This window comes from Phaeobacter sp. HF9A (assembly GCF_011806385.1).
GTDB lineage: Bacteria > Pseudomonadota > Alphaproteobacteria > Rhodobacterales > Rhodobacteraceae > Epibacterium.
Genome location: NZ_JAATOX010000072.1, coordinates 1 through 22,076, shown reverse-complemented (window position 1 = coordinate 22,076; position 22,076 = coordinate 1). Strand labels below are relative to the sequence as shown.

General features: G+C 63.6%; 17 protein-coding genes. 10 read left to right on the top strand and 7 right to left on the bottom strand.

The genetic code is table 11. From position 1 onward, the window contains the following. Positions 1–27: 27 nt before the first annotated feature. Genes HCZ87_RS13280 through ccmI form a run of 3 tightly spaced genes read right to left on the bottom strand, consistent with a single transcriptional unit; the run spans position 28 to position 1,945 of the window. Positions 28–261 carry a DUF1289 domain-containing protein gene (locus HCZ87_RS13280; protein WP_167644365.1) on the bottom strand — a complete coding sequence of 78 codons (234 nt, stop codon included), beginning with the start codon at positions 259–261 and terminating at the stop codon, positions 28–30. Then, positions 258–737 carry a Holliday junction resolvase RuvX gene (gene ruvX, locus HCZ87_RS13275; protein ID WP_167644364.1) on the bottom strand — a complete coding sequence of 160 codons (480 nt, stop codon included), beginning with the start codon at positions 735–737 and terminating at the stop codon, positions 258–260. Before ruvX ends, HCZ87_RS13280 begins: the two co-directional genes overlap by 4 nt. Beyond that, positions 734–1,945: a c-type cytochrome biogenesis protein CcmI gene (ccmI, locus tag HCZ87_RS13270; RefSeq protein ID WP_167644363.1), complete on the bottom strand. Its 1,212-nt coding sequence runs from the start codon at positions 1,943–1,945 to the stop codon at positions 734–736. Before ccmI ends, ruvX begins: the two co-directional genes overlap by 4 nt. A 240-nt stretch (positions 1,946–2,185) precedes the next feature. Here ccmI and HCZ87_RS13265 point away from each other — a divergent pair, with 240 nt between their 5' ends. From HCZ87_RS13265 to HCZ87_RS13245, 5 genes are all read left to right on the top strand, one after another. Next, positions 2,186–3,430, top strand: a complete 1,245-nt coding sequence (locus HCZ87_RS13265; RefSeq protein ID WP_167644362.1) for a sarcosine oxidase subunit beta family protein — start codon at positions 2,186–2,188, stop codon at positions 3,428–3,430. Positions 3,431–3,473: 43 nt separating this feature from the next. Next, a complete protein-coding gene (locus HCZ87_RS13260) occupies positions 3,474–3,806 on the top strand; it encodes a sarcosine oxidase subunit delta (RefSeq protein ID WP_167644361.1) in 333 nt (110 codons plus the stop codon). Between the two features lie 74 nt (positions 3,807–3,880). Beyond that, positions 3,881–6,916 carry a sarcosine oxidase subunit alpha family protein gene (locus HCZ87_RS13255; RefSeq protein WP_167644360.1) on the top strand — a complete coding sequence of 1,012 codons (3,036 nt, stop codon included), beginning with the start codon at positions 3,881–3,883 and terminating at the stop codon, positions 6,914–6,916. Then, complete coding sequence (locus HCZ87_RS13250) at positions 6,909–7,478, top strand: sarcosine oxidase subunit gamma (RefSeq protein WP_167644359.1); 570 nt, start codon at positions 6,909–6,911, stop codon at positions 7,476–7,478. The genes HCZ87_RS13255 and HCZ87_RS13250 overlap by 8 nt, the downstream gene beginning before the upstream one ends. Positions 7,479–7,792: 314 nt before the next feature. Further along, on the top strand, positions 7,793–8,392 hold the full coding sequence (locus HCZ87_RS13245; protein WP_167644358.1) for a superoxide dismutase: 600 nt from the start codon (positions 7,793–7,795) through the stop codon (positions 8,390–8,392). Positions 8,393–8,470: 78 nt separating this feature from the next. On the opposite strand, the gene HCZ87_RS13240 is transcribed toward HCZ87_RS13245, so the two are convergent. After that, positions 8,471–9,013, bottom strand: coding sequence for a TIGR00730 family Rossman fold protein (locus HCZ87_RS13240; RefSeq protein WP_167644357.1), 543 nt, complete (start codon positions 9,011–9,013; stop codon positions 8,471–8,473). Between the two features lie 138 nt (positions 9,014–9,151). On the opposite strand from HCZ87_RS13240, the gene HCZ87_RS13235 reads away from it, so the two are divergent. Then, a complete protein-coding gene (locus HCZ87_RS13235) occupies positions 9,152–11,053 on the top strand; it encodes a LysM peptidoglycan-binding domain-containing protein (protein WP_167644356.1) in 1,902 nt (633 codons plus the stop codon). Positions 11,054–11,157: 104 nt separating this feature from the next. Further along, positions 11,158–12,987 carry an ABC transporter ATP-binding protein/permease gene (locus HCZ87_RS13230; RefSeq protein WP_167644355.1) on the top strand — a complete coding sequence of 610 codons (1,830 nt, stop codon included), beginning with the start codon at positions 11,158–11,160 and terminating at the stop codon, positions 12,985–12,987. 43 nt (positions 12,988–13,030) lie between these two features. Here the strand turns inward: HCZ87_RS13230 and HCZ87_RS13225 are convergent, their stop codons facing one another. Then, entirely contained in the window at positions 13,031–13,438 is a 408-nt protein-coding gene (locus HCZ87_RS13225; protein WP_167644354.1) for a GFA family protein, read from the bottom strand. Positions 13,439–13,918: 480 nt separating this feature from the next. Here HCZ87_RS13225 and HCZ87_RS13220 point away from each other — a divergent pair, with 480 nt between their 5' ends. Then, a complete protein-coding gene (locus HCZ87_RS13220) occupies positions 13,919–14,167 on the top strand; it encodes an EF-hand domain-containing protein (RefSeq protein ID WP_167644353.1) in 249 nt (82 codons plus the stop codon). Between the two features lie 340 nt (positions 14,168–14,507). On the opposite strand, the gene HCZ87_RS13215 is transcribed toward HCZ87_RS13220, so the two are convergent. Together HCZ87_RS13215 and HCZ87_RS13210 are read right to left on the bottom strand one after the other, a co-directional pair. Beyond that, a complete protein-coding gene (locus HCZ87_RS13215) occupies positions 14,508–18,329 on the bottom strand; it encodes an efflux RND transporter permease subunit (RefSeq protein WP_167644352.1) in 3,822 nt (1,273 codons plus the stop codon). Continuing rightward, positions 18,326–19,576 (bottom strand): efflux RND transporter periplasmic adaptor subunit, encoded by a 1,251-nt coding sequence (locus HCZ87_RS13210; RefSeq protein WP_167644351.1) that lies wholly within the window; start codon positions 19,574–19,576, stop codon positions 18,326–18,328. The genes HCZ87_RS13215 and HCZ87_RS13210 overlap by 4 nt, the downstream gene beginning before the upstream one ends. 364 nt (positions 19,577–19,940) lie before the next feature. Between HCZ87_RS13210 and HCZ87_RS13205 the strand changes: the two genes are divergently transcribed. Together HCZ87_RS13205 and HCZ87_RS13200 are read left to right on the top strand one after the other, a co-directional pair. Further along, positions 19,941–20,609 carry a hypothetical protein gene (locus HCZ87_RS13205; RefSeq protein ID WP_167644350.1) on the top strand — a complete coding sequence of 223 codons (669 nt, stop codon included), beginning with the start codon at positions 19,941–19,943 and terminating at the stop codon, positions 20,607–20,609. An 86-nt stretch (positions 20,610–20,695) separates the two neighbouring features. Beyond that, the gene (locus HCZ87_RS13200; protein WP_167644349.1) at positions 20,696–22,018 is read left to right on the top strand and encodes a PQQ-like beta-propeller repeat protein; all 1,323 of its coding nucleotides are present in this window, start codon (positions 20,696–20,698) and stop codon (positions 22,016–22,018) included. Positions 22,019–22,076 lie beyond the last annotated feature (58 nt).

Genomic DNA, 22,076 nt, shown 5'->3' with positions numbered 1-22,076 from the left:
CGCCGGAGGCAGCGGTCGTCAGACCGCTCAGCCGCGCCTCAGCCGTGCGGCCCGTCCGCCACGACGCACCCGTGGTGCAGGGCTGCGTTGCGGCAATGCGGCAAGAACCTCGCGCCGTTCGTCATCGGTCATCCGGGACCAGCGGCTGATCTCGTCGATGGAGCGGGCGCAGCCGGTGCAGAGCCGCGTCTCCGGGTGGATGACGCAGATCTTGATGCAGGGGCTTTGCACCTCGTCGCGTTTCCAGACCTCATCCGTCATGCTTGCCCACCCTTGATATGGCGCAACCGATCCAGCGCCCCTTGCAGAATATACGAGGCCGCCACATGGTCGATCACCTCGGCCCGCCGCTTGCGCGAGGTATCGGCTTCAAGCAGCGCGCGCTCGGCGGCGACGGTGGAGAGCCGCTCGTCCCAAAACCCGATCGGCAGCTCGGTCAAGCGCGACAGGTTCCGGGCAAAGGCGCGGGTGGACTGACAGCGCGGCCCCTCGGAGCCATCCATATTGCGCGGCAGCCCCAACAGGATCGCGTTGATCTCGCGCCCGGCGATGATCTCCAGCAGGCGGGCACTGTCGAGGGTGAATTTCGTGCGCCGGATGGTCTCCAGCGGCGTTGCCACCGCGCCAATCCGGTCAGAGACCGCAACGCCAATGGTCTTTTCGCCCAGGTCCAGACCGACGATGGCGCCAAAGGCGGGCAGGGCGGCGGCGAAGTCCTCAAAATCGTCATGGATCATTGCCGCGCCTCCGCTTGCTTCATTGCCGCATCCAGCGCGTCCAGCGTCGCGGGATCTGCCGCGAATTTCTGCCGCGCCTCTGCGTGGATCTCACGGGCGTCTTCAAGCCGGCCCAGAACCCCAAGCGCGGTGATCAGCCGGACCCATTCCTCGGCGCTGCCGCCCTCGGTGGCGAGGCGATCTGACAGCCGCGCCACCATGCCTTCGATCATCTGCTGGCGGTCTTCGGGGTTCATGTCCTCAACCGCTGCCACATCCGCCGCGCTGGGGCCGGGCAGGGATGCGACAGGCGCGCCGGCCAGCGCCGCCATCTCCGGCATTTGCGCCAGGATCGCCCGCACCCAAAGCGCGTCGCTGGGGCCATCGCGCAGGGTCTCGCTCCAGAGCTGAAAGCCCCGGTCAGGCCGCCCGATCTGACCCATCATCAGGCCAAGATAATAGCGCGCGCGCCCGTCCTGCGGTGATTTTTCCAGCGCTTGCACCAGCGCGTCCTCCGCCTCGGGAGAGACATAGCCCCCCGCCGCCATGATTTGCAGCTCGGCCAGATCCACCAGATCCGCGGCGCGCACCTCCTCGCCGCGCAGCGCGACATAGCGGGCCTTAGCGGCATAGGCGGCTTTGAAATTGCCAAGCCGCGCCTCATGCTGCACCAAAAGCGCCTGGCCTTGCGGATCCTCCGGGCGATCTGCGGTGGCGCTGCGCAGTTCTTCGACCAGTTTCACATAGGCGGGATCGGCATCGGGTTTCGGGGCGGGCGGCGTCTGGGCTTCGGCTTCGGCCTGGGTGGGGCGCGTCGCTGCGCGTTCGGCGGCCAGCGCGATGCGGCGCTCCAGGCCGAAATCGCCATAGCCCGGCGCGCCGAGATCGAGATAGAGCATCCCGGTGCCGCCGATCACCACCAGCGCCACGATCAAGGCGCCGACACGGCTGGGGCCATTGCGCACCCCATTGCCCGGCACGGCGCCCTGAACCTGCGCATCCGCAGCCAGAATACGACGCGAGATTTCGGTGCGCAGCCGTTCCGCATCTTCGGCCGCCACGGTGCCGCGCGCGACATCCCGGTCAAGATCCTTGAGCTGCTGGCGATAGACCCGCAGGTCATAGGCGGCGGCAGGCTCTGCCGCGCCGTTCTTGTTGCGCAGCAACACCATGGCCAGAACGCCCGCGATGCCAAGCGTCACAAAGCCCGTCAAAATCCAAAAAGCCATCTTCACTCCGCCGTTTGGTTCCATCTATAGGGGGATGCGGCGGGAAAAAACCCCCAATGCTGCGACCCTCTGTCCCGCCATTCGCGCAAACGACAGGTTGCGCGCCGGGTGCAGCGGATGATTTACGACAGTCCAACGACAGCAATGTCGCAAACCTGACGAAACGCGACGATAAACGGCGCGGGGTTTCGCCGGATCCCGGGCATATCTGGGCACAGACACGGAGCATTGGATTCGCATATGAAACGCTATTCAGCCTTTGCAGTGGCGCGGGAAGGTCTGCGCTATCACACCGGGTGGGAACGCGCCTGGCGCTCGCCCGAACCCAAACGCCATTATGATGTGATCATCGTGGGCGCGGGCGGGCATGGTCTGGCCACCGCCTACTATCTGGGCAAGAATTTTGGCATCACCAATGTTGCGGTGATCGAGAAAGGCTGGCTCGGTGGCGGCAACACGGGCCGGAACACCACCATCATTCGGTCGAACTACCTGCAAGACCCCTCTGCCGCGATCTATGAAAAGGCGCGCAGCCTCTATGAGGGCCTGTCGCAGGACTTCAACTACAACGTCATGTTCAGCCCCCGCGGCGTGATCATGCTGGCCCAGACCGAGCACGAGGTGCGTGGCTACAAGCGCACCGCCCATGCCAATGCGCTGCAAGGGGTCACCACCGAGTGGATCGAACCCGCCCGCGTCAAGGAACTGGTGCCGATCATCAACCTCGAAGGTCCGCGCTACCCGGTTCTGGGTGGGCTTTGGCAGGCCCGTGGCGGCACCGCCCGTCACGATGCGGTGGCTTGGGGCTATGCGCGCGCCTGTTCGGCGATGGGCATGGACATCATCCAGAAATGCGAAGTCACCAATGTGCGCACCGAAGCGGGCCGCGTTGTTGGCGTGGACACCACCAAGGGTGCCATCGACTGTGACAAGATCGGCATGGTGGTTGCGGGCAACTGTTCTGTGCTGTCGCAAATGGCGGGCTTCCGTCTGCCGGTCGAATCCGTGGCGCTGCAAGCGCTGGTCTCCGAGCCGATCAAACCCTGCATGGATGTGGTCGTCATGGCCAATACCGTGCACGGCTATATGTCCCAGTCCGACAAGGGCGAGATGGTGATCGGCGGCGGCACCGACGGTTTCAACAACTACACGCAGCGCGGCTCCTTCCATCATATCGAGGAAACCGTGCGCGCGCTGGTGGAAACCTTCCCGATGGTCAGCCGCCTGAAGATGCTGCGCCAATGGGGTGGCATCGTGGATGTGACCGGCGACCGGTCGCCGCTGATCTCCAAGACGCCGGTTGAAGGCTGCTTTGTCAACGCAGGCTGGGGCACCGGGGGCTTCAAGGCGATTCCGGGCTCCGGCTGGGCGATGGCCGAGCTGATGGCGACCGGCCATTCCAATCTGGCCGAAGAATTCTCCATGATGCGCTTCAAAGAAGGCAAGTTCATCGACGAGAGCGTTGCCGCAGGGGTGGCCCACTGATGACACACGCCAGCACATTGTTTTTCACGGAGATGACCGCAAAATGCTGATCCTTGAATGTCCCTATTGCGGCGTGCACGCCGAAGAAACCGAACTGCATGGTGGCGGCGAAGCGCATCTGAAACGCTTCGGTCCCGGCTCCTCGGATGATGACTTCCACGACTACCTGTTCATGCGGGAAAACCCGCGCGGGGTGCATCTGGAACGCTGGCGCCATGTAAATGGCTGCGGCAAGTGGTTCCACGCCGCCCGCTGCACCCAGACGCTGGAAGTCTTCGCGACCTACAGCGCCCAGACCACCGAGCCGCCGCAGGAGGTCAAGGACAAGATCTCTGCCAAGCGCCCCGGCTGGAGCTGGCGCGAGTTCAAGGGCTGAACCTGCATGTTTCATCTTTTTTCAAATATCCCCGCCGGAGGCTCCCATGCCTCCTCACGCGAAAGGGTCGCACAATGAGCACGCGTCTCGCAAAACAAGGTCGCCTGATCGACCGCTCCAAGCAGGTCGAGTTCTCCTTCAACGGCACCAAGCTCAAGGGCTTTGCCGGGGACACTCTGGCCTCCGCTCTTCTCGCCAATGATCAGATGCTGGTCGGGCGTTCCTTTAAATACCACCGTCCGCGCGGCCTCGTTGCCTCCGGTTCTGAGGAGCCGAACGCGCTGGTGGGTCTCGGTGTCGGCGACCGGTTTGAACCGAACCAGCGCGCCACCACGACCGAGCTGTTCTCGGGCCTGTCGGCGGTGTCGCAAAACCACTGGCCAAGCCTGAATTATGACATCGGCGAGCTGAACTCCAAGTTCTTCAGCCGGTTCCTGACGGCTGGCTTCTACTACAAGATGTTCATCCATCCGCGTCCGCTCTGGAAGCATGTCTATGAACCCTTCATCCGTCAGTCCGCCGGTCTGGGCAAAGCCCCGAACAAGGAACTGAAAGACGCCGACACCTACGAGCATTTCTACTTCTTTGCTGATGTGCTGGTCATCGGCGGCGGTGTCGCCGGTCTGCAAGCGGCGAAAACCGCCGCGGCGTCGGGTGCCAAGGTTCTGCTTCTGGAAGAAAAATCCTATTGGGGTGGCCGCACGCCTGTTGACGGCGGCACCATCGAGGGACTTGAGGCCGAGGCCTGGGTCGAGAAAACGCTCAATGAGCTTAACGCGATGGACAATGTCACCATCCGCAACCGCACCATGGCTTCGGGCGTTTACGACCACGGCTATGTGCTGGGCTATGAGCGCCTGACCGACCATGCGCCGGGGCAGGGTGGCCCGCGCCACCGTCTGTGGCGGATCCGTGCAAGCCAGGTTGTGACCGCAACCGGCGCAATCGAGCGTCCGCTCTCCTTTGCGGGCAACGATGTTCCGGGCGTTATGCTGGCGGCCTCTATGCGCGATTATCTGGTCAACTGGGGCGTGACCCCGGGCAAGAAAGTCGTCGTCGCCACCAACAACGATGATGCCTATCGCACCGCTATCGCGCTGCATGAGGCCGGTGTGGAAATCGTCCGTCTGGTCGACGCCCGCGAGAGCGGTGGCGGCGAGCTGGCCGACAAGGCCCGCGAGTTGGGCATTCGGGTCGAATGCGGTCGTGCCATTGCCAAGGTCAAAGACGGCAAGCGCGTCACCAAGGTCGCCATCTGTGCCCAGAACGGCGAAGGCGGGGCCCGCGAGGAAATCGAGGCCGATGCGGTCGCCATGTCCGGCGGCTGGTCGCCGGTGGTCCACCTGTGGTCCCATTGCGGCGGCAAGCTGATCTGGGACGAGGCGCAAGCTCATTTCCGCCCCGATCCCGAACGTGCCCCCACCAGCCATGACGGCAACGCCTTTGTCGTGACCGCTGGCTCTGCCTCCGGTCCGCTGAGTCTCTCTGCGGTGATGGCGGATGCGGCTGCGGCCGGTGCCAAGGCGGCCGAGGCGGCTGGCCGTCCGGCACAATCGGTCGCTGCGGTAGAGACCTCCGAGGTGTCCGAGGCACCGATGGAAGCGGTCTGGTTCATGCCGGCCAAGGCCGACATCCAGCTGCGGATGAAAACCTGGCTCGATTATCAGAACGACGTCAAGGTTTCCGACGTGCAACTGGCCGCTCGCGAAGGCTATGAAAGCGTCGAACATACCAAGCGCTATACCACGTTGGGCATGGCAACCGATCAGGGGAAACTCTCCAACATCAACGGCTTGGCGGTTCTTGCCGACAGCCTTGGTGCAGAGATTCCGCAGGTTGGCACCACCACCTTCCGTCCGCCCTATCACCCGATTTCGATGGGTGCGATCGGCGGCGAGGCCCGTGGCGAGATCTTCCAGCCGCTGCGCAAGACACCGATGTATGAGTGGCACGACAAAAACGGTGCGGATTGGGAACCGGTCGGCCATTGGCGCCGTCCCTTCACCTATCTCCGTCCGGGCGAGAGCAAGCATGACGCGGTGAACCGCGAGGTGAAAAACACCCGTGAAAACCTCGGGCTGCTCGACGCCTCCACCCTCGGCAAGCTGATTGTCAAAGGGCCGGATGCGGGCAAGTTCCTCGACATGCTCTACACCAATATGATGAGCACGTTGAAACCGGGCAAATGCCGCTACGGTCTGATGTGTTCCGAAAACGGGTTCCTCAGCGACGACGGCGTGGTTGCGCGCATTGATGACGACACCTGGCTCTGTCACACCACCACCGGCGGCGCGGATCGTATCCACGCCCATATGGAGGAATGGCTGCAAACCGAATGGTGGGACTGGAAAGTCTATGTTGCCAATGTCACCGAACAGCTGGCGCAGGTCGCCGTGGTCGGCCCCAATGCCCGCAAGGTGCTGGAAAAGCTGAACGCGCAAGCGGGCGGCGGCATGGATCTCTCCAAAGAGGCGCTTGGCTTCATGGAGTGGAAAGACGGCGAGATCGGCGGCTTCAAGGCGCGCGCCTATCGCATCTCCTTCTCCGGCGAGCTGTCCTACGAGATCGCCGTTGCGGCCTCCGAAGGGCAAGCCTTCTGGGACGCGCTGATGGAGGCGGGCAAGGAATTCGGCGTCATGCCTTACGGCACCGAATGTCTGCACATCCTGCGGGCCGAAAAGGGCTTCATCATGATCGGGGACGAAACCGATGGCACCGTGATCCCGCAGGATCTCGGCCTGCACTGGGCGCTCTCGAAAAAGAAAGAAGACTATATCGGCAAACGCGCGCAGCAGCGCTCCTACATGGACAACCCGGAGCGCTGGCAGCTGGTCGGTCTGGAAACCGTGGATGGTTCGGTGCTGCCGGATGGTGCTTATGCGGTGGGTCAGGGCGTCAACGCCAATGGCCAGAAGAATACCATCGGCCGGGTGACCTCCACCTACTATTCCGCCAACCTTGACCGTGGCATCGCCATGGGGCTGGTGAAACACGGACCCAAGCGGATGGGCGAGGTCATCGACTTCCCCGGCCTCGACGGGAAAATCTACAAAGCCAAGATCGTTGATCCGGTCTTTTACGACAAGGAAGGGGAGAAGCAGAATGTCTAATGCTGTAAGTGTCCTCAATGGGGCCAGTTTTTCTGGTCTCGTCAAAGTGGCGGATAGCGGTCTTGGCGGTATGATTACCCTGCGTGGGGATCACGCCTCCGCGACGCTGCAAGCGGTGGTAAAGTCGGTGACGGGGGCCGAAGTGCCCGCCATCCGCAAGATCACCTTTGGCGCTGCGGGCGCGGTGGCCTGGATGACACCGGACGAGCTGCTGCTTCTGGTGGATTATGCCGAGGTCGACGCCGTGGTTGCCAAACTCTCCGAGGCGCTGGCGGGAGAGCATCACCTGGCGGTCAACGTCTCTGACGCGCGCGCCTGTTTCTCGGTCGAGGGCGAGGCCGCGTCCGAGGTGATCGCCAAGGTGGCCCCCGTCGATCTGGCCCCGGGCAAGTTTGTGGCCGGAGATTTCCGCCGCACCCGCTTTTCCCAGATCGCGGCTGCCTTCTGGCTGGACGAGGCCGGTGTCTACCACGTTGTCTGCTTCCGCTCGGTTGGCGAATATATGTTCAACCTGCTGAAAACCGCGGCGCATCCGCAGTCCAAGGTTGGCGTCTACGCCTGACGCCCTTCCTGCACCAGGTTGCAGTAGGTTGATGGGAGTGAAGGGAGGGCCCGCATTTCTTTTTTCTGCGCGAAAGAAGGGACGTCGAACCGGATGATTGAGCTGAATGAAGACCCATCAATCACCGTTGGTGAAACCAGGTCTTCAACGATTTCGCACCACGACAGGCCGATATCTGGCCGTCGGCTTTGCGCATGCTGCGGACCCACCGGATCGGCGGCTCGATGGTTTTTTCGTCTCTGCGGTCTTGACCCGCCGGGTGCGGAGCCGCATGTATCCCTCAGGAACGCAACATTAATTGACAGGGGGCCACCATGGCTTTTGAACTTCCCGACCTTCCCTATGCACATGATGCGCTGGCGTCCAAAGGCATGTCCGCCGAGACGCTGGAATACCACCACGACCTGCACCACAAGGCTTATGTCGACAACGGCAACAAGCTGATCGCAGGCACCGAGTGGGAAGGCAAATCGCTGGAAGAGATCATCACCGGCACCTACGACAAATCCGCCGTGGCGCAGAACGGGATCTTCAACAACATCTCGCAGCTGTGGAACCACAACCAGTTCTGGGAAATGATGGGCCCGAACGGCAACGCGATCCCGACCGAGCTGGAAAAAGCGCTGGTCGAGTCCTTCGGCTCGGTTGAGAAGTTCAAGGAAGACTTCTCCGCTGCTGGCGCAGGTCAGTTCGGCTCTGGCTGGGCCTGGCTGGTCAAGGACACCGACGGCGGCCTGAAAGTCACCAAGACCGAAAACGGCGTCAACCCGCTGTGCTTTGGTCAGACCGCGCTTCTGGGCTGCGATGTCTGGGAACACTCCTACTACATCGACTTCCGCAACAAGCGCCCGGCCTACCTGTCGAACTTCCTCGACAACCTGGTGAACTGGGAAAACGTCGCCTCCCGCCTCTGAGTTCGGCGAGAGATCACGTATTAGATTTGAAAAGCCCCGTCCGCTCTGACGGGGCTTTTTGCTTGCCGCATGGCGGTGTCACGCGGTCAGCGCGTCCAATGCGGCCTGCGGGCTGTCGACCCAGATGAGCCCTTTGCAGGTATCGGCATCGGCAAAGCCCTGATCGACCATATGATCCATCAGCGCGCGCAGCGGCGCCCAGTAGTTGTCGGTGTTCAGCAGGATGATAGGCTTGTCATGCAGACCAAGCTGGCGCCAGGTGATCGCCTCAAAGAGCTCGTCAAGCGAGCCCATGCCCCCGGGCAGCAGCACAATTGCATCGGCATTATAGAGCATCACCTTCTTGCGCTCATGCATGGTCTCCGTCACCACATAGGTGCTCAGATCGCTCTTGCCGACCTCGCGCTTGATCAGATGCTCGGGGATGACGCCGAAGGTTTCGCCACCGGCAGCCTGCGCGGCGCGCGCAACGGTGCCCATCAGCCCGACATCGCCAGCGCCATAGACCAGCCGCAGCCCGGCCCTGGCCAGCCCGACGCCCAAATCCCGCGCGGCCTCCTCGTAGCTTTGTCGCGCCCCCATACGAGAGCCGCAGTAAACGCAGACGGATGTGATGGCCATGGCGCACCTTTTCTCTGGGTGAACAAGGGGAAAGCACGATCGTGCTTTGACCCCTCATAGCCGGGTTGATAGGTTTGCTCAACCGAAGCCGGGGAGACAAACCGGCCCGGGACGGGGACATTAGGGATTGGTCACAGAATGACAAAGACAAGCGGTACGGGTGCGGGATCTGGCCTGACCATTGGGGCGGTGGCGACGGTTGTCGTTGTCGGCGGTGGGGTTTTCCTGGCGCAGGGGGGGATGTTTGGCCCCGGCGTGCAGGCGATGGTGGAGCGCCAATTGGCCGCGCTGGGGCTGATCGAGCCGGCACCGCCAGCCGCTGTCTCTGACAAGACGTCAACCTCCGCGCCTGCGGTTGCGGCACCTGTTCCGCAGCAAAACGCCGAGAGCAGCGCAGAGACACCAGCAGGCGCGCCGACAGAGCCGGTCTTTGCGCTGCTCCCTCCGGCGTTGGAGGTGGTGCGGGTCGAGCCTGACGGCAGCGGCATCATCGCGGGCTCCGCGCAGCCCGGGGTCGAGGTCAAGGTGCTGCTGGATGATGCGGTGCTGGACACGCAAACCGTGCCCGAGGCGGGGGAGTTCGTATCCTTTGTCACCATCACGCCCAGCGAGAGCGCGCGTATCGTAACCCTCGTGGCGCGCCATGACGGGCAAGAGCGCGCGGCGCTTGATAGTTTTATCCTGATGCCGATGACACCTCAGCTGGCCGCAGGATCCGATGCCTCTGGCGCTGAAATGGCGGCTGCCGAAGGCGTGGCCGCGCCCACCGCTGAAGCCCGCACGCCAGAGCAGGCGACAGAAGCCGCCACCGCCATCGCGACCGATGTGGCGACAGTGACCGAGCCAGAGCCAGCGCGCCCGCCAGAGGAAGGTGCAAGCGTGGCGCCAGAGCAGCTCGCGGCCGCAGATCTCAGCCTCGAGCAGCAGGCTGCCCTTGCCCCGGTTGGGGGCCAAGGCAACCAGACCAGCCTTGTCGAGGAGCAGGTCGCAACGACGCCGGTGGAGCCTGCGCAAGCAAAACGGGCAGGCGCGGCCGAACCTGCGCCGGTGCAGCCTTCCGACGAGCTGCCGACCGATGCGCAAACGATCTCGACCCCCAGCGCAAAACCAGAGACCGCCGATGGCGACGCCCCGATCGTCGCTGATGTCACCACGCCAGAGACGCAAAGCCCCGCGCCGGTTGATCCTGCGGGTGCCGCGCCAGATGCCGCACCCGTCACCTCCTCCGTCGCTGCGCCTGTCGCGACAGTGGAGCAGATCGAGGACAGCCCCCCGGAGGTGAACCTTGCAGAGGCGACGCCGGAGGTTGCCGCCACGCCAGAGGGGATGACCGCGCCGGTCGCGGGCGCAGCCGGGATACCGAGGGTTGAACAGACCAAAGCAACGGCGCAACCCGCATCGGCCCCCCAATCGGAGCCAGAAACCGCAGCCGACGAAGCCGGACCGCAGGCAGATGTGAAACCGGCGCCAAAACCCGAGGTCGCCGTCGCGGTGCTGCGCGCGGGCGAGGACGGCGTCACATTGGTGCAACCCTCCACGCCGGCGGTGCCGGAGCTGGTGGGCAAGGTGGCGCTGGATACCATCGGCTATACCGAAACCGGAGAGGTGCAGCTTGCTGGCCGGGCGCGGCCACAAGCGCTGGTGCGGGTCTATCTTGACAACAGCCCGGTCGCGGAGCTGCGCACCCAGGCCGATGGGCGTTGGTCCGGCAGCCTGACCTTGGTGGCGCCGGGGATCTATACGCTGCGTCTCGATGAGATCGACCCGGTGGAGGGCAAGGTGCTCAGCCGCCTGGAGACCCCCTTCAAGCGAGAATCCCCCGAGGTGCTGCAACCCGTGCTCGCGGCGGAGACGGATTCGGATCTGAAGCGGCCCCGGGTCAAAGCGGTGACAGTGCAGAAGGGCGATACACTCTGGGCGATTTCGCAGGATCGTTATGGCAGCGGCTACCTCTATCTGCGGGTGTTTGAGGCGAATAAATCCGACATTCGCGACCCGGATCTGATCTATCCCGGGCAGATCTTCACTCTGCCGGAATAAGCCCTTAGATAGGGCCTCAAGAGGGCGCGCTCCCGGAACCGGGGGCGCGTCTGTTATGTGCGCATCGCTCAACGGCCTGCGCGTGTCAGGACCGAGGACGCCTTATGCCACCTATGGATGACCCCACCGCCGCCGAGGAACGCCGTTCTGGCCTGCGCACCCTGCGCAAGGTCTGGCCCTATGTTTGGCCTGCGGATGCGCCCGGCGTAAAACTGCGGGTGATCCTGGCGATCCTGGTGCTGGTGGCGGCCAAGGGCGTCGCGGTGGTCACGCCGGTGTTTTACAAGAACGCGGTGGATGCCTTGGCGGGCGAGGGGGTGCCTGTGCTGGCGCTTGGTGCGGTGGGGCTGACGGTGGCCTATGGCATGGCGCGCATTCTCAACGCCGGGTTCCAGCAGCTGCGCGACGTGATCTTTGCGCCTGTCACACAGCGCGCCCTGCGGCGGCTGGCGCTTTCGACCTTTCGCCATATCCACGCGATGTCGATGCGCTATCACATCACCCGCAAGACCGGCGGGCTGAGCCGGATCATCGAGCGCGGGGTCAAGGGCGTGGAGTTCCTGCTGCGTTTCCTGGTGTTGTCGATCGGTCCCCTGGTGCTGGAGCTGGTGCTGGTGGCGCTGGTGCTCGCCTGGTGGTTTGACATCTGGTATCTGGTGTCGGTCGCTGTCACCGTGGCGCTTTATGTCTGGTTCACCTTTGCGGTGACCGAATGGCGGGTGAAGCTGCGCCGCGAGATGAACCGGCAGGACACTGACGCCAACCAAAAGGCGATCGACAGCCTTTTGAACTATGAAACCGTGAAATACTTCGGCGCCGAAGAGCGCGAGGCCGCACGCTATGACGTCGCCATGAAGGGCTACGCAGCGGCCGCGCTCAAGACCGCATATTCGCTGGGCTTTCTGAACTTTGGCCAGGTGGTGATTATCACCAGCGGCCTGATCTCGGTGATGGTGATGGCGGCGATCGGGGTCGAGAAGGGCCAGATGACCGTCGGCGATTTTGTCATGGTCAACGCCTATATGATCCAGATCACCGGGCCGCTGGGCTTTCTCGGCACCGTCTACCGCGAGATCCGCCAGAGTCTGGTCGATATGGGCGAGATGTTCGACCTTCTGGAGCAGCCGCCGGATGTGGTGGATGCGCCCGATGCGCGCGAGCTGCATGTCAGCGGCGGTGAAATCCGGCTGGACGCGGTGCGCTTTGGCTATGATGTGGAGCGCGAGATCCTGAAGGGTGTCTCTCTGGATGTACCGGCAGGGCAGACGGTGGCCATTGTTGGCTCTACCGGGTCAGGGAAATCCACCATCGGGCGGCTGTTGTTTCGCTTTTATGATGTCACCGGCGGGCGGGTGCTGATCGACGGTCAGGATGTGCGCGAGGTCACGCAAAAGAGCCTGCATGCCGCCATCGGTGTGGTGCCGCAGGACACCGTATTGTTCAACGATACCATCCGCTACAACATCGCCTATGGCCGGGATGGTGCCAGCGAGGCCGAGATCATTCAGGCCGCCCGCGATGCGCAGATCCACGACTTTATCTCCGCGCTGCCAGAGGGCTACGACACTCAGGTCGGCGAACGCGGGCTCAAGCTCTCGGGCGGCGAAAAGCAGCGCGTCGGGATTGCGCGCACCTTGCTCAAGAACCCGCGGATTCTGCTTCTGGACGAGGCAACCTCGGCGCTGGATACCGATACCGAGGGCGAGATCAAGGACGCCCTGGCCCGCGCCGGGCAGGGGCGCACGGTGATCACCATCGCCCACCGGCTCTCGACCATCGCAGAGGCGGACCGGATCGTGGTGCTGGAACGGGGCGAGATCGCCGAGACCGGCACCCACGAGGCGCTGATTGCGCAGGGCGGCCGCTATGCGCATCTGTGGCACCGCCAACAGTCCGATCAAGACAGCGGCGCGGAACGCATCCCGCAGCCCTGATCCGGGGGGCGGCGGCGGGCAGGATAGGTCCGCGCTCCGGTGTTTAGCCGGGCAGCCCGTCGAGTTCATCCAGGGACGCAAGGTCGTGGTCCCAGTCGGCGCGGCTGGAACAGCAAATATGCGCGTTGGGGCGGATATTGATCGGGCTATCCAGCGCCCCTGCCGGCACCATCAGAACCCCGTCTGCCGCTTGCGCGACGGGCAAGGCGGAGCCGCAGGTCGTGCAAAAACACTTCACATGCCGTGTGCCGGGGAGGTGGAAGGCTTTGACGTTTTCCTCGCCCGACACCCATGCCAGCCGCGCGGTGGAGGAAAACAGGTTCGCTGAATGGGCCGAACCGCTGTCCTTGCGGCAGCGGGAACAATGGCACAGGAAGAAACTTTCGAATGCGCCGTCGATTTGGAACCGCACCGTGCCGCAAAGGCATTGCCCGGTTGTCAGATTGTTCATTCTCATCCTCCTTGTTGGCGGCCGGCTGTGGCCTTCGGTGCGACATCTCACGGTGCGCGATCACATGCGGCAATGCGGTGAGGCCGCCCACGGCGAACAAATCAGCAGCAAGGGCGCTTCAAAAGATGCAGCGCGGGAATCGCTCGCCGTCCTGTCACGTGGCGCGAACAGGGGCGGTCGGCCCTCACGGGTTTTGCCGCAAGGCGCGTTTGGAGGCAAGATCTACCTACAAGTGTGAGAGCGCCGCTTTTGCGCGATGTCTCGCCCGTTTGGGCTGCGACCGTCGGCGGGCCTATGTTCGTACCTGAGGGAGCTGCGTTAACCCGCTCATCAGAAACGGAAATTTTGGCCGAACATCGCCCGAATTCAGCGTGGCGCGCCGACTCTCTGGCGGCGCGGAAGGGGGCTGACTAACTTCATCCTTGTCACGAGGCGCAGGACGCGCTGACGACACGACAACCCAAAGAGTGGAGTATAACGATGAAGAGTTTTGCCCTGACCACCGCCGCAATCGCAGCTCTGGCCGCAGGTCCTGCCCTGGCCGCAGGTTTTGCCGCAGAAGTCGATGCTGACGGCAGCGGCACCCTATCGCTGGAAGAGCTCCAGGTCGCCTATCCGGCTCTGACGGCTGATACCTTTGCGATGATTGATGTGAACGCCGATGGCGAGGCCGACGCCGAAGAGATCGCCGCGGCCGAAGACGCAGGGCTGCTGGTGACCAACGGCTAAGACCGCAGCACCAGGGGAGGTGCCGCCGCGCGTGGCCCTCCCCGAACCCGAACCTCTCTGCGTAAGAGTATCAATGTTGTGTGCAGAGGTTCGCGTTTTTGCCGCCCAAGGCTGGCCGGACTCCGAGGGTCACTCCTCCGACCGGACTCCCGCCTCTTCCCCGGGTCGGATCTGCGCCAAGCCTTGCTGCGTAGTCACCAAAGGAAAGGCCCTGCCGTCTGGCGGGGCCTTTTCTGTGCTTGTCGGTCTGGGGCGAGGTCAAGAGGAACCCACCAAAGCAAAAGACCCCGCCCTTGGCAGGCGGGGTCTTTCAGGGATTGGCGCTCGGGGCTTTGGCCTATTACTCGGCGGCACGCAGCGGAGAGTTGCTATTGCCCGGCGTGCCCTCGGCGGGAGAGGTCGCTTCCGCGTCACCCTCTGCCGGTCTGGGCGCGGGGGAGGCGCGGAACAAATCGCCCCATTGGATCTCGGTCGAGGGCAGGTGTTTCGCTTCCCGGGCCAGGCGGCTGTCGCGGGCGACGCGGCTTTGGCGTCCCCCTGTGAAGCGCGCGACGAGGCGGAACAGCAGGGACACATAGGTGCCGAGCCAGACCCGCATCGCCAGCAACGAGGGGGTGACCACCAGGGTCAGCACCGTCGCAACGCCAAGCCCGAACACCACCGCTGTCGCCAGCTGTTTCCACCAGAGCGCGGTGGGGCTGTCGATGGAATAGCCGCCATTGATAAAGTCGAGACTGATCCCGAACATCATCGGCGCCAGACCGGCCATCGTGGTGATGGTGGTCAGCAGAACCGGCCGGATGCGCGCCTCCGCGGTGCGGATGATGGCCTCGATCCGGGGCATGTGTTGGCTGAATTCCTGATAGGTATCAATGAGAACGATGTTGTTGTTCACAACGATCCCCGCCAGCGCGACAACCCCGGTGCCGGTCATGATGATCGAGAAGGGCTGCTGCATCACCATCATCCCGATCAACACGCCGGTGGTTGAAAGCACCACCGCCAAAAGCACCAGCACCGCGTTGTAGAAGCTGTTGAACTGCGCCAGCAGGATCACGAACATCAATCCGAGCGCCCCGGCAAAGGCCTTCATCAGGAAGGCGCCGGATTCCGCCTGCTCCTCCTGATCGCCGGTCCATTCCCAGTCGATCGAAGCGTCAAAGGGATCGGTTTCCAGCCATTTGGTGAGCGCGGCGATGCGCTCGTTGGCATTGACGGGCACCACATGGGTGTCGCCGGCGGTCATCGCGGTGCGCAGGGCTGCGCTATCCTCTGCGCCGGTCAGCAGAAAGATGTCGGCGAAGGAGCCATTGGGCAGCTCAACCGCCTGATCCGAAGGCGTGACACCCTCCGCCACGGTCTTGACATAGGCGAGCGAGAAATCCTCGCCGTCGTCACCCTTGGTCAGGATCTGGGTCAGCCCGGGCACGATATCGGCCTTCACATCGTAATAGCGCTGCTGCTCGATCCGGGAGATGGTGGCGATCTTTTTCACCGGTTGGCGGGAGATAAAGTTCGCCAGCGGCACCAGCCCTTCGCTGGTGCGCAGTTTCAGCGTGTCCAGCGTTGACAGAACGCGCTGCTGTTCGGGCAGGCGCAGACGGATGTCGATTTCTTCGTCCGAGCTGTCCACCCGCATGGTATCAAGCAGGATACCCCGCGTGACCAGCTGAACCATCGCCCCGACGGTGGCCACATCGGCGCCATAGCGCCCGGCCTTGGCCACATCGACGTTGATCTCCCAGTCGATGCCGGGCAGGGGCAGGCTGTCTTCGATGAGGGTGAGGCCCGGGGTTTCCTCAAAATGGGCGCGGGCGATGTTGGTTGCGTCGCGCAGCGGGCCCCAATCGTCGCCGAGCAGCCGCAGATGCACCGGCTTCCCGGAGGCGGGGCCGCCCTCCAACGCCTTGATTTCGACCTTGAACCCGGGCAGCGAGGCCACGGCGTCATTCAGCTCCTCGATGACGGTGTTGCCGTCATACTCCTTGGCGGTGACTTCGCGCTGAAAGAGCCCGCCGAGGATCGGCTCGCTCTCGGTGGGGCGATCTTCCCAGGGGATCATCTCGAACTGCACCTGACCCACGGTATCGGGCGGCGTGCCCGCGCCGGAGGCATCGGTGTTCAGCCCGCCCTCGCCAGCGAAGGAGAAGACATTGACCACGGCCGGGTGCTGCATGATGACATCTTCGGTCGCCCGCACCATTTCGTCCTTTTCATGTAGCGACAGGTTGCCCCTGGCGCGCACATAGGCGGTGGCCTGTTCCGGTTCGCTTTCCACAAAGAATTCAACGCCGTAGTTGTTCTGTTGAAACAGGCCAAACACGGTGATGATGCCAAAACCGACAGCAACAAGCGTGACGATGGGCATCACCGGATTGCCAACGATCAGTTTGATCAGCCAGCCGAACCCGCCAAGCCTGTGGCCCGCCTCAACCCTGCGCGGGCGGCGTTGCAGCTCTGCCGCGCCAAGTGTGATCGAGGCGGCGACAGCGGAAAGAAGAAAGATCAGCACACCCAGCAGCGAGGCTCCCATGCCTTCGCCCCCGGCGATCAGATAGGCCGGGTTCAAGAGCTGCATGGCGCCTGCGAACATGCCCCAGATCGCCAGCGGCACCAGCGCCGCGCGCACCACCCAGGGCAGGCGCGCGCGCAGTGCGTCGGAGGCCATGCCAAAGAAACGGCTCATGCGCCCGGTGACGCCACCCATAACCGGCAGGTAGATCAGCGCCACCACCAGAGAGGCGGTGAGCACGAAGATCAGCGTGACTGGCAGCATGCCCATGAACTCCCCCGGCACGCCGGGCCAGAACAGCATCGGCAGGAAGGCGCAGAGCGTTGTCGCGGTGGACGATACCACCGGCCAGAACATGCGCTGTGCGGCCTCCACATAGGCGTGCATCGGGCCGGTGCCCTCGGAAATGCGCTTGTCGGCATATTCCACCACAACGATGGCACCATCCACCAGCATGCCCACGGCCAGGATCAGGCCGAACATCACGATGTTGGAGACAGAGATCCCCATCAGCGCAAGGAAGGCAAAACACAGCAGGAAAGAGGTCGGAATCGCAAAACCCACCAGCAGCGCGGCGCGGCTGCCAAGGGCAGAGAGGATCACGATCATCACCAGCGCCACGGCCGTCAGAACCGAGCCTTCAAGCTGGCTCACCATCGAGCCCACCACGCGGCTCTGGTCGTTGGACGTGCCAAGCCGCACCGCCGCCTGCAATTCGGGGGGCCATTTCTTTTGTGCCTCGGCAATAATGTCTTTCACCAGATCGACCGTGTCGATCAGGTTGAAGCCCTTGCGCTTGACCACCTGCAAGGCGACGGTGTCATTGCCATCAAACCGCGCGGTGCCCTTGCGGTCCTCAAAGGTAAAATTGATCTGCGCCAGCTCGCCCAGCGTCACCACCCGGTCGCCATTGGTTTTCACCGGCAGGCCGTAGATGTCCTCGACGCTGTCAAAAGAGGAGGGGATCTTGACCGAAAACGCGCCCTGATCGCTGTCTACTTCGCCCGCCGCGATCAGCTGGTTGTTGTTCTGCACGACCGAGATCAGCTCCACGGCGGTGACGTTATAGGCTTCCAGTTTCAAAGGGTCGATCAGCACCTCGACCATCTCGTCGCGGTTGCCGGCGATGCCAGCCTCCAGCACCGCATCCAGCGATTCCAGATCGTCCTGCAAATCCTTGGCCAGCCGCGCCATGGTGCGTTCCGGCACCGGGCCGGACATGCTGACGATCACGATGGGAAACTCGGAAAAGTTGATCTCGGTGATCGAGTATTTCTCTGCCCCATCGGGGAACTTGGCTTCGGCCTTGTCCATCGCGTCGCGCACATCGGCCATGACGGCGGTCTTGTCCCAGCCAAACTCGAACTCCAGCGCCACCCCGGCATAGCCTTCGGCACCGGTGGCCGACATCTTGTCGAGCCCATCCAGATCGGCGAGCTCGGTCTCCATCACCTTGACCAGCAGGGTCTCAGAATCTTCGGCGGAAATGCCGGGGAAGGGGACCGAGATAAACAGCGCCGGGATTTCGATATCTGGCTCGCCTTCCTTGGGCAGGCTCATATAGGCAAAGCCGCCAACAAGGATCGAGATCGCGATAAAGGCCAGAACCATCCTGGCCCGGTTTGCAGCCCAGTTGACGACGCCAATCATTCGCTTTCCTCCCGATAGGTCGGATCAAGCGCCACCCCTTCGGTGACAAAATCCTGGCCAACGACGATCACATCGGCCTGTTCCGGCAGCCCGTCGAGCCAGACCCCGGACGGTTCGTCGCGCAGCAAGGTGACAGGCATGAAACCCGCCGTCTGATCCGCGCGCACCACGCGCACGCCCAGCTGACCCTCGTTGTTGAGTGTCAGCGCCGATTGCGGCAATTGATGCGCCTTGACGCCATTGGCGGAGATCATGATCTCTGCGGTCTGGCCGTCGCGGATCGCAAGGTCGGGGTTGGGGACGGTAATATCTACCTCAAAGGTGCGGGTGTCCTCATCCGCCGAGCGGCTGATAAAGGTCACATTGCCGCGCACCTCCTGACCAGTGGTCAACCGCGCCCCGGCGGGCGCGCCAAGGGTGACGCGGCTGACGGCGGTTTCGGGGACATATCCGACCAGTTTGATGGTATCGAGCTGAATCACCGTCGCACAGAGGCTGCCCGGTTGCAGCAGGCTGCCAATTTCGGCGGTGTCGGATTCCAGGATGCCGTTGAAGGGCGCGTGCAGTACCAGCCGCTCCATCTCCTTTTCGGCGGCACCGACGGCACCGATCGCGGCCTCGATGCCTGCGCGGGTCGATTCCAACCCGCCCTGAGCCGAGGCAATGGCCGCCTGCGCTGTGCTTTCTGCTGCCTTGGCCGAGGCCAGACGGGTCTCCGAGGCATAACCGCCTTCCGAGAGTTTCTCTGCGGCGGTCAGGTTAATGCGGGCTTCTTCCAGCACCGCGTGGGCCTCTTGCAGCCGGGCTTCGGCCTCGGGCATGCGGGCGCGGGCTTCTTTCAGGCGGGCGCGGGCCTCATGCAATGATGCGGGGCGGGTGCCTGGGTCCAATTCGCAGAGCACATCTCCGGCCTCCACCGTCGCGCCCTTGCGCAGCGGCTCCGAGATCACGGTGGATGTGGTTTCCGCCATCACGTTGACGGATCGAAGGGCCCGGGTCTGGCCGCGAATAAGCACAGCGTTATCAATGGCGCGGGCGCGGCTGTGCACGGCCACGACCGCGATTTGCACGCCAGAGGGCTGCGTTGTGCTCACCTCGTCTTGTGACGGGGTGTCCGGGCTTTGGGTGGTGTCCACATCTGTTGCGGTCTCCCCCCGGGCGAAGGCGAGAAGCGCGTCACGCTGCATAACCAGACCGTAAAGGCTCGCGGTGACAACCAGAGCGGTCAGAGGGGGAATAATGCGCATGTTAAACGTCGACTCCAAATTGAACACGTTATTGTTATCTATAGACTGTCGGCAGCTACAGGACTGTGAACCACATTACTCAGGCCGCCGCAAAACAGGCCGATGGTCTTGGCCATACCAACAGCTGCCGCGGCACGGGCCGCAGCAAAAGAGGTTGCGCGTATCCAAAAAGCTTCGGCAGGCGCTTGTCACGCGAAAATGCGGCGCTGGCGGGTATTTTCTGCCAAAGACGTCGGGTTCGAAGGGCTTTGGCCCGATTTTGTAGCGCCGGAGACAGGAGTTGGCTTGTCTGGAGAGGCAGGCTGTGCCACATCGGCAGGCAGGATTTCAGCCCCGGGCGGGCGACAGACGTAAAGGCCGTTTCATGAGCGATACCGACAGTTTCATCGACGAGGTGACCGAGGAGGTCCGCCGCGACCGCCTGTTCCTGATGTTCAAACGCTACGGGTGGATCGGCGCGGTGGCCGTGGTGGCGATCGTCGGTGGCGCGGCCTGGCGGGAATACAGCCAGGCGCAGGAGCGCGCTGCGGCGCAGGCCGTGGGCGATGCGATGACGGCCGCGCTGGCCTCTAACGAGGCCGACGCCCGTGCCGCGGCACTTGCCAAGGTCAGCGCCGAGACGGTCGGGGCGCAGGCTGTGGTGGATATGGCGCGCGCCGCGGCGCTGGCGGATGCGGGACAGGCCGACGAGGCCGCCAAAGTGCTGGACAAGATCGCCTCCGATGGCGCATTGCCACAGGTGTATCGTGATATCGCAGCGTTCAAATCGGTGATCCTGCAAGCGGGAACGCTGGCGCCGGAAGAACGCCGTCTGCGCCTGGAGACCCTGGCCGCGCCCGGTGCGACGCTGCAATTCCTCGCCGGGGAGCAGCTGGCGCTTCTGGATATCGAACAGGGCAAGACCGAGGCGGCGCTGACACGCCTGCGCGACATTGCGGCATCGGCTGGCGTGTCGAGGGACTTGCAAGAACGGGTTTCGCAAGTGATTGTGGCTCTTGGCGGTTCAGAGGACAGCGCAGAGCAAGAGGGCTAGGCGCAGCGTGACCGTGGCGCCAAGGTGACATGAGCACCGACGCAACAGACAAGAGACGACCCAGGAACGATGACAGGGGCAGGGGAATGACGGTAAGTCCAGGCGGTTTCGGCCTTCGCGCAAGTGTGATGGCCACAGCTGTGGCCGCGCTTCTATTGGGGTGCACCGAACCGGAGGAGATCCTGCGCGGCCAGCGTGAGGACATTCGCGGCGGTCAGTCCGCATCCATCGAGAACCAGGCGCGCGCGATTTCTCTGCCACGGGCGGTGAACAACAGCAGCTGGACCCAAAGCCCGGGTCAGGCAAGCACACGCACGACCCATGCCGCCCTCGCCGCGGCGCCTTCGTTGCTATGGTCGGTCAATATCGGTGCTGGCGACAGCCGCAAGCAGCGCATCACGGCGGCGCCGGTGGTCGGCGATGGGCGGATCTATACGCTGGATGCGTCGTCGCAGGTTTCCGCGGTGTCGCCGGCTGGCGCGATCCTGTGGCAACATTCGATCCTGCCCTCCGCCGATAGTGAGGGCGACGCCACCGGCGGCGGTATCGCCTATGCGGATGGCGTGGTCTATGTCTCCTCTGGCTTTGGCGTGCTGACGGCGCTGAACGCAAAAACCGGCGCGCAAGTCTGGCGGCAGGAGCTCGACGCGACCGGATCTGGCAGCCCGACGATTCGCGATGGTCTGCTCTATCTGGTGGCCGGTGACGATACCGGCTGGGTGATCGACACCAAGGATGGCCGGGTGGCCTGGCAGCTGGACGCGACGCCGAGCGCCTCCAACTTCCTCGGCGCGCCGGCGCCGGTGATTGGACAAAAGATCGCGGTCTTTGCCTTTGGATCCGGGGATCTGATCGGCACCTTCCGCCGTGGCGGCTTCCGGCGCTGGATCGCCTCTGTGACGGGTGGGCCCGCGGGGCGCGCGATTTCGCAGATCAGCGATGTCACCGGCGCGCCCTTCCTGGTGGGGGATACGGTCTATGTCGGCAACCACTCGGGGCGGACGGCAGCGTTTGATATCAGTTCCGGCGATCGGCTCTGGACCGCCTTTGAGGGCACATTCGGCCCGCTCTGGGTTGCTGGCGGCAGCGTGTTCCTGGTCAATGATCGCAACAAGCTGGTTCGACTGGACGCGCGCGATGGCTCCGCGATCTGGGCCACTGACCTGCCCGGATATGTTAAAGACAGGCCGCGCAAGCGGGCGGAGATCGTCGCCCATCACGGGCCGATCCTGGCGGGCGGGCAGCTGGTGGTTGCCTCCAACGACGGCTTGCTGCGGTTCTTTGACCCGGTGGATGGCAGCCTGACCCGGAGTGTGCCCGTCAAAGGCGGCGCCACCACCGAGCCCGTGGTGGCCGGGGGAACGCTTTATGTGGTGAGCGCCGACGGCGATCTGGTGGCTTACCGCTGAGCTGATCTGACCTGCCTGAGGGTTTGCGCTGCGCTTTGCGCATCGCCCGGGGGCGGCG

Excerpts from the sequence above, each read along its gene's own strand:
- HCZ87_RS13280 (WP_167644365.1), bottom strand. The coding sequence starts at position 261 with ATGACGGATGAGGTCTGGAAACGCGACGAGGTGCAAAGCCCCTGCATC.
- ruvX (WP_167644364.1), bottom strand. The coding sequence starts at position 737 with ATGATCCATGACGATTTTGAGGACTTCGCCGCCGCCCTGCCCGCCTTT.
- ccmI (WP_167644363.1), bottom strand. The coding sequence starts at position 1,945 with ATGGCTTTTTGGATTTTGACGGGCTTTGTGACGCTTGGCATCGCGGGC.
- HCZ87_RS13265 (WP_167644362.1), top strand. The coding sequence starts at position 2,186 with ATGAAACGCTATTCAGCCTTTGCAGTGGCGCGGGAAGGTCTGCGCTAT.
- HCZ87_RS13260 (WP_167644361.1), top strand. The coding sequence starts at position 3,474 with ATGCTGATCCTTGAATGTCCCTATTGCGGCGTGCACGCCGAAGAAACC.
- HCZ87_RS13255 (WP_167644360.1), top strand. The coding sequence starts at position 3,881 with ATGAGCACGCGTCTCGCAAAACAAGGTCGCCTGATCGACCGCTCCAAG.
- HCZ87_RS13250 (WP_167644359.1), top strand. The coding sequence starts at position 6,909 with ATGTCTAATGCTGTAAGTGTCCTCAATGGGGCCAGTTTTTCTGGTCTC.
- HCZ87_RS13245 (WP_167644358.1), top strand. The coding sequence starts at position 7,793 with ATGGCTTTTGAACTTCCCGACCTTCCCTATGCACATGATGCGCTGGCG.
- HCZ87_RS13240 (WP_167644357.1), bottom strand. The coding sequence starts at position 9,013 with ATGGCCATCACATCCGTCTGCGTTTACTGCGGCTCTCGTATGGGGGCG.
- HCZ87_RS13235 (WP_167644356.1), top strand. The coding sequence starts at position 9,152 with ATGACAAAGACAAGCGGTACGGGTGCGGGATCTGGCCTGACCATTGGG.
- HCZ87_RS13230 (WP_167644355.1), top strand. The coding sequence starts at position 11,158 with ATGCCACCTATGGATGACCCCACCGCCGCCGAGGAACGCCGTTCTGGC.
- HCZ87_RS13225 (WP_167644354.1), bottom strand. The coding sequence starts at position 13,438 with ATGAACAATCTGACAACCGGGCAATGCCTTTGCGGCACGGTGCGGTTC.
- HCZ87_RS13220 (WP_167644353.1), top strand. The coding sequence starts at position 13,919 with ATGAAGAGTTTTGCCCTGACCACCGCCGCAATCGCAGCTCTGGCCGCA.
- HCZ87_RS13215 (WP_167644352.1), bottom strand. The coding sequence starts at position 18,329 with ATGATTGGCGTCGTCAACTGGGCTGCAAACCGGGCCAGGATGGTTCTG.
- HCZ87_RS13210 (WP_167644351.1), bottom strand. The coding sequence starts at position 19,576 with ATGCGCATTATTCCCCCTCTGACCGCTCTGGTTGTCACCGCGAGCCTT.
- HCZ87_RS13205 (WP_167644350.1), top strand. The coding sequence starts at position 19,941 with ATGAGCGATACCGACAGTTTCATCGACGAGGTGACCGAGGAGGTCCGC.
- HCZ87_RS13200 (WP_167644349.1), top strand. The coding sequence starts at position 20,696 with ATGACGGTAAGTCCAGGCGGTTTCGGCCTTCGCGCAAGTGTGATGGCC.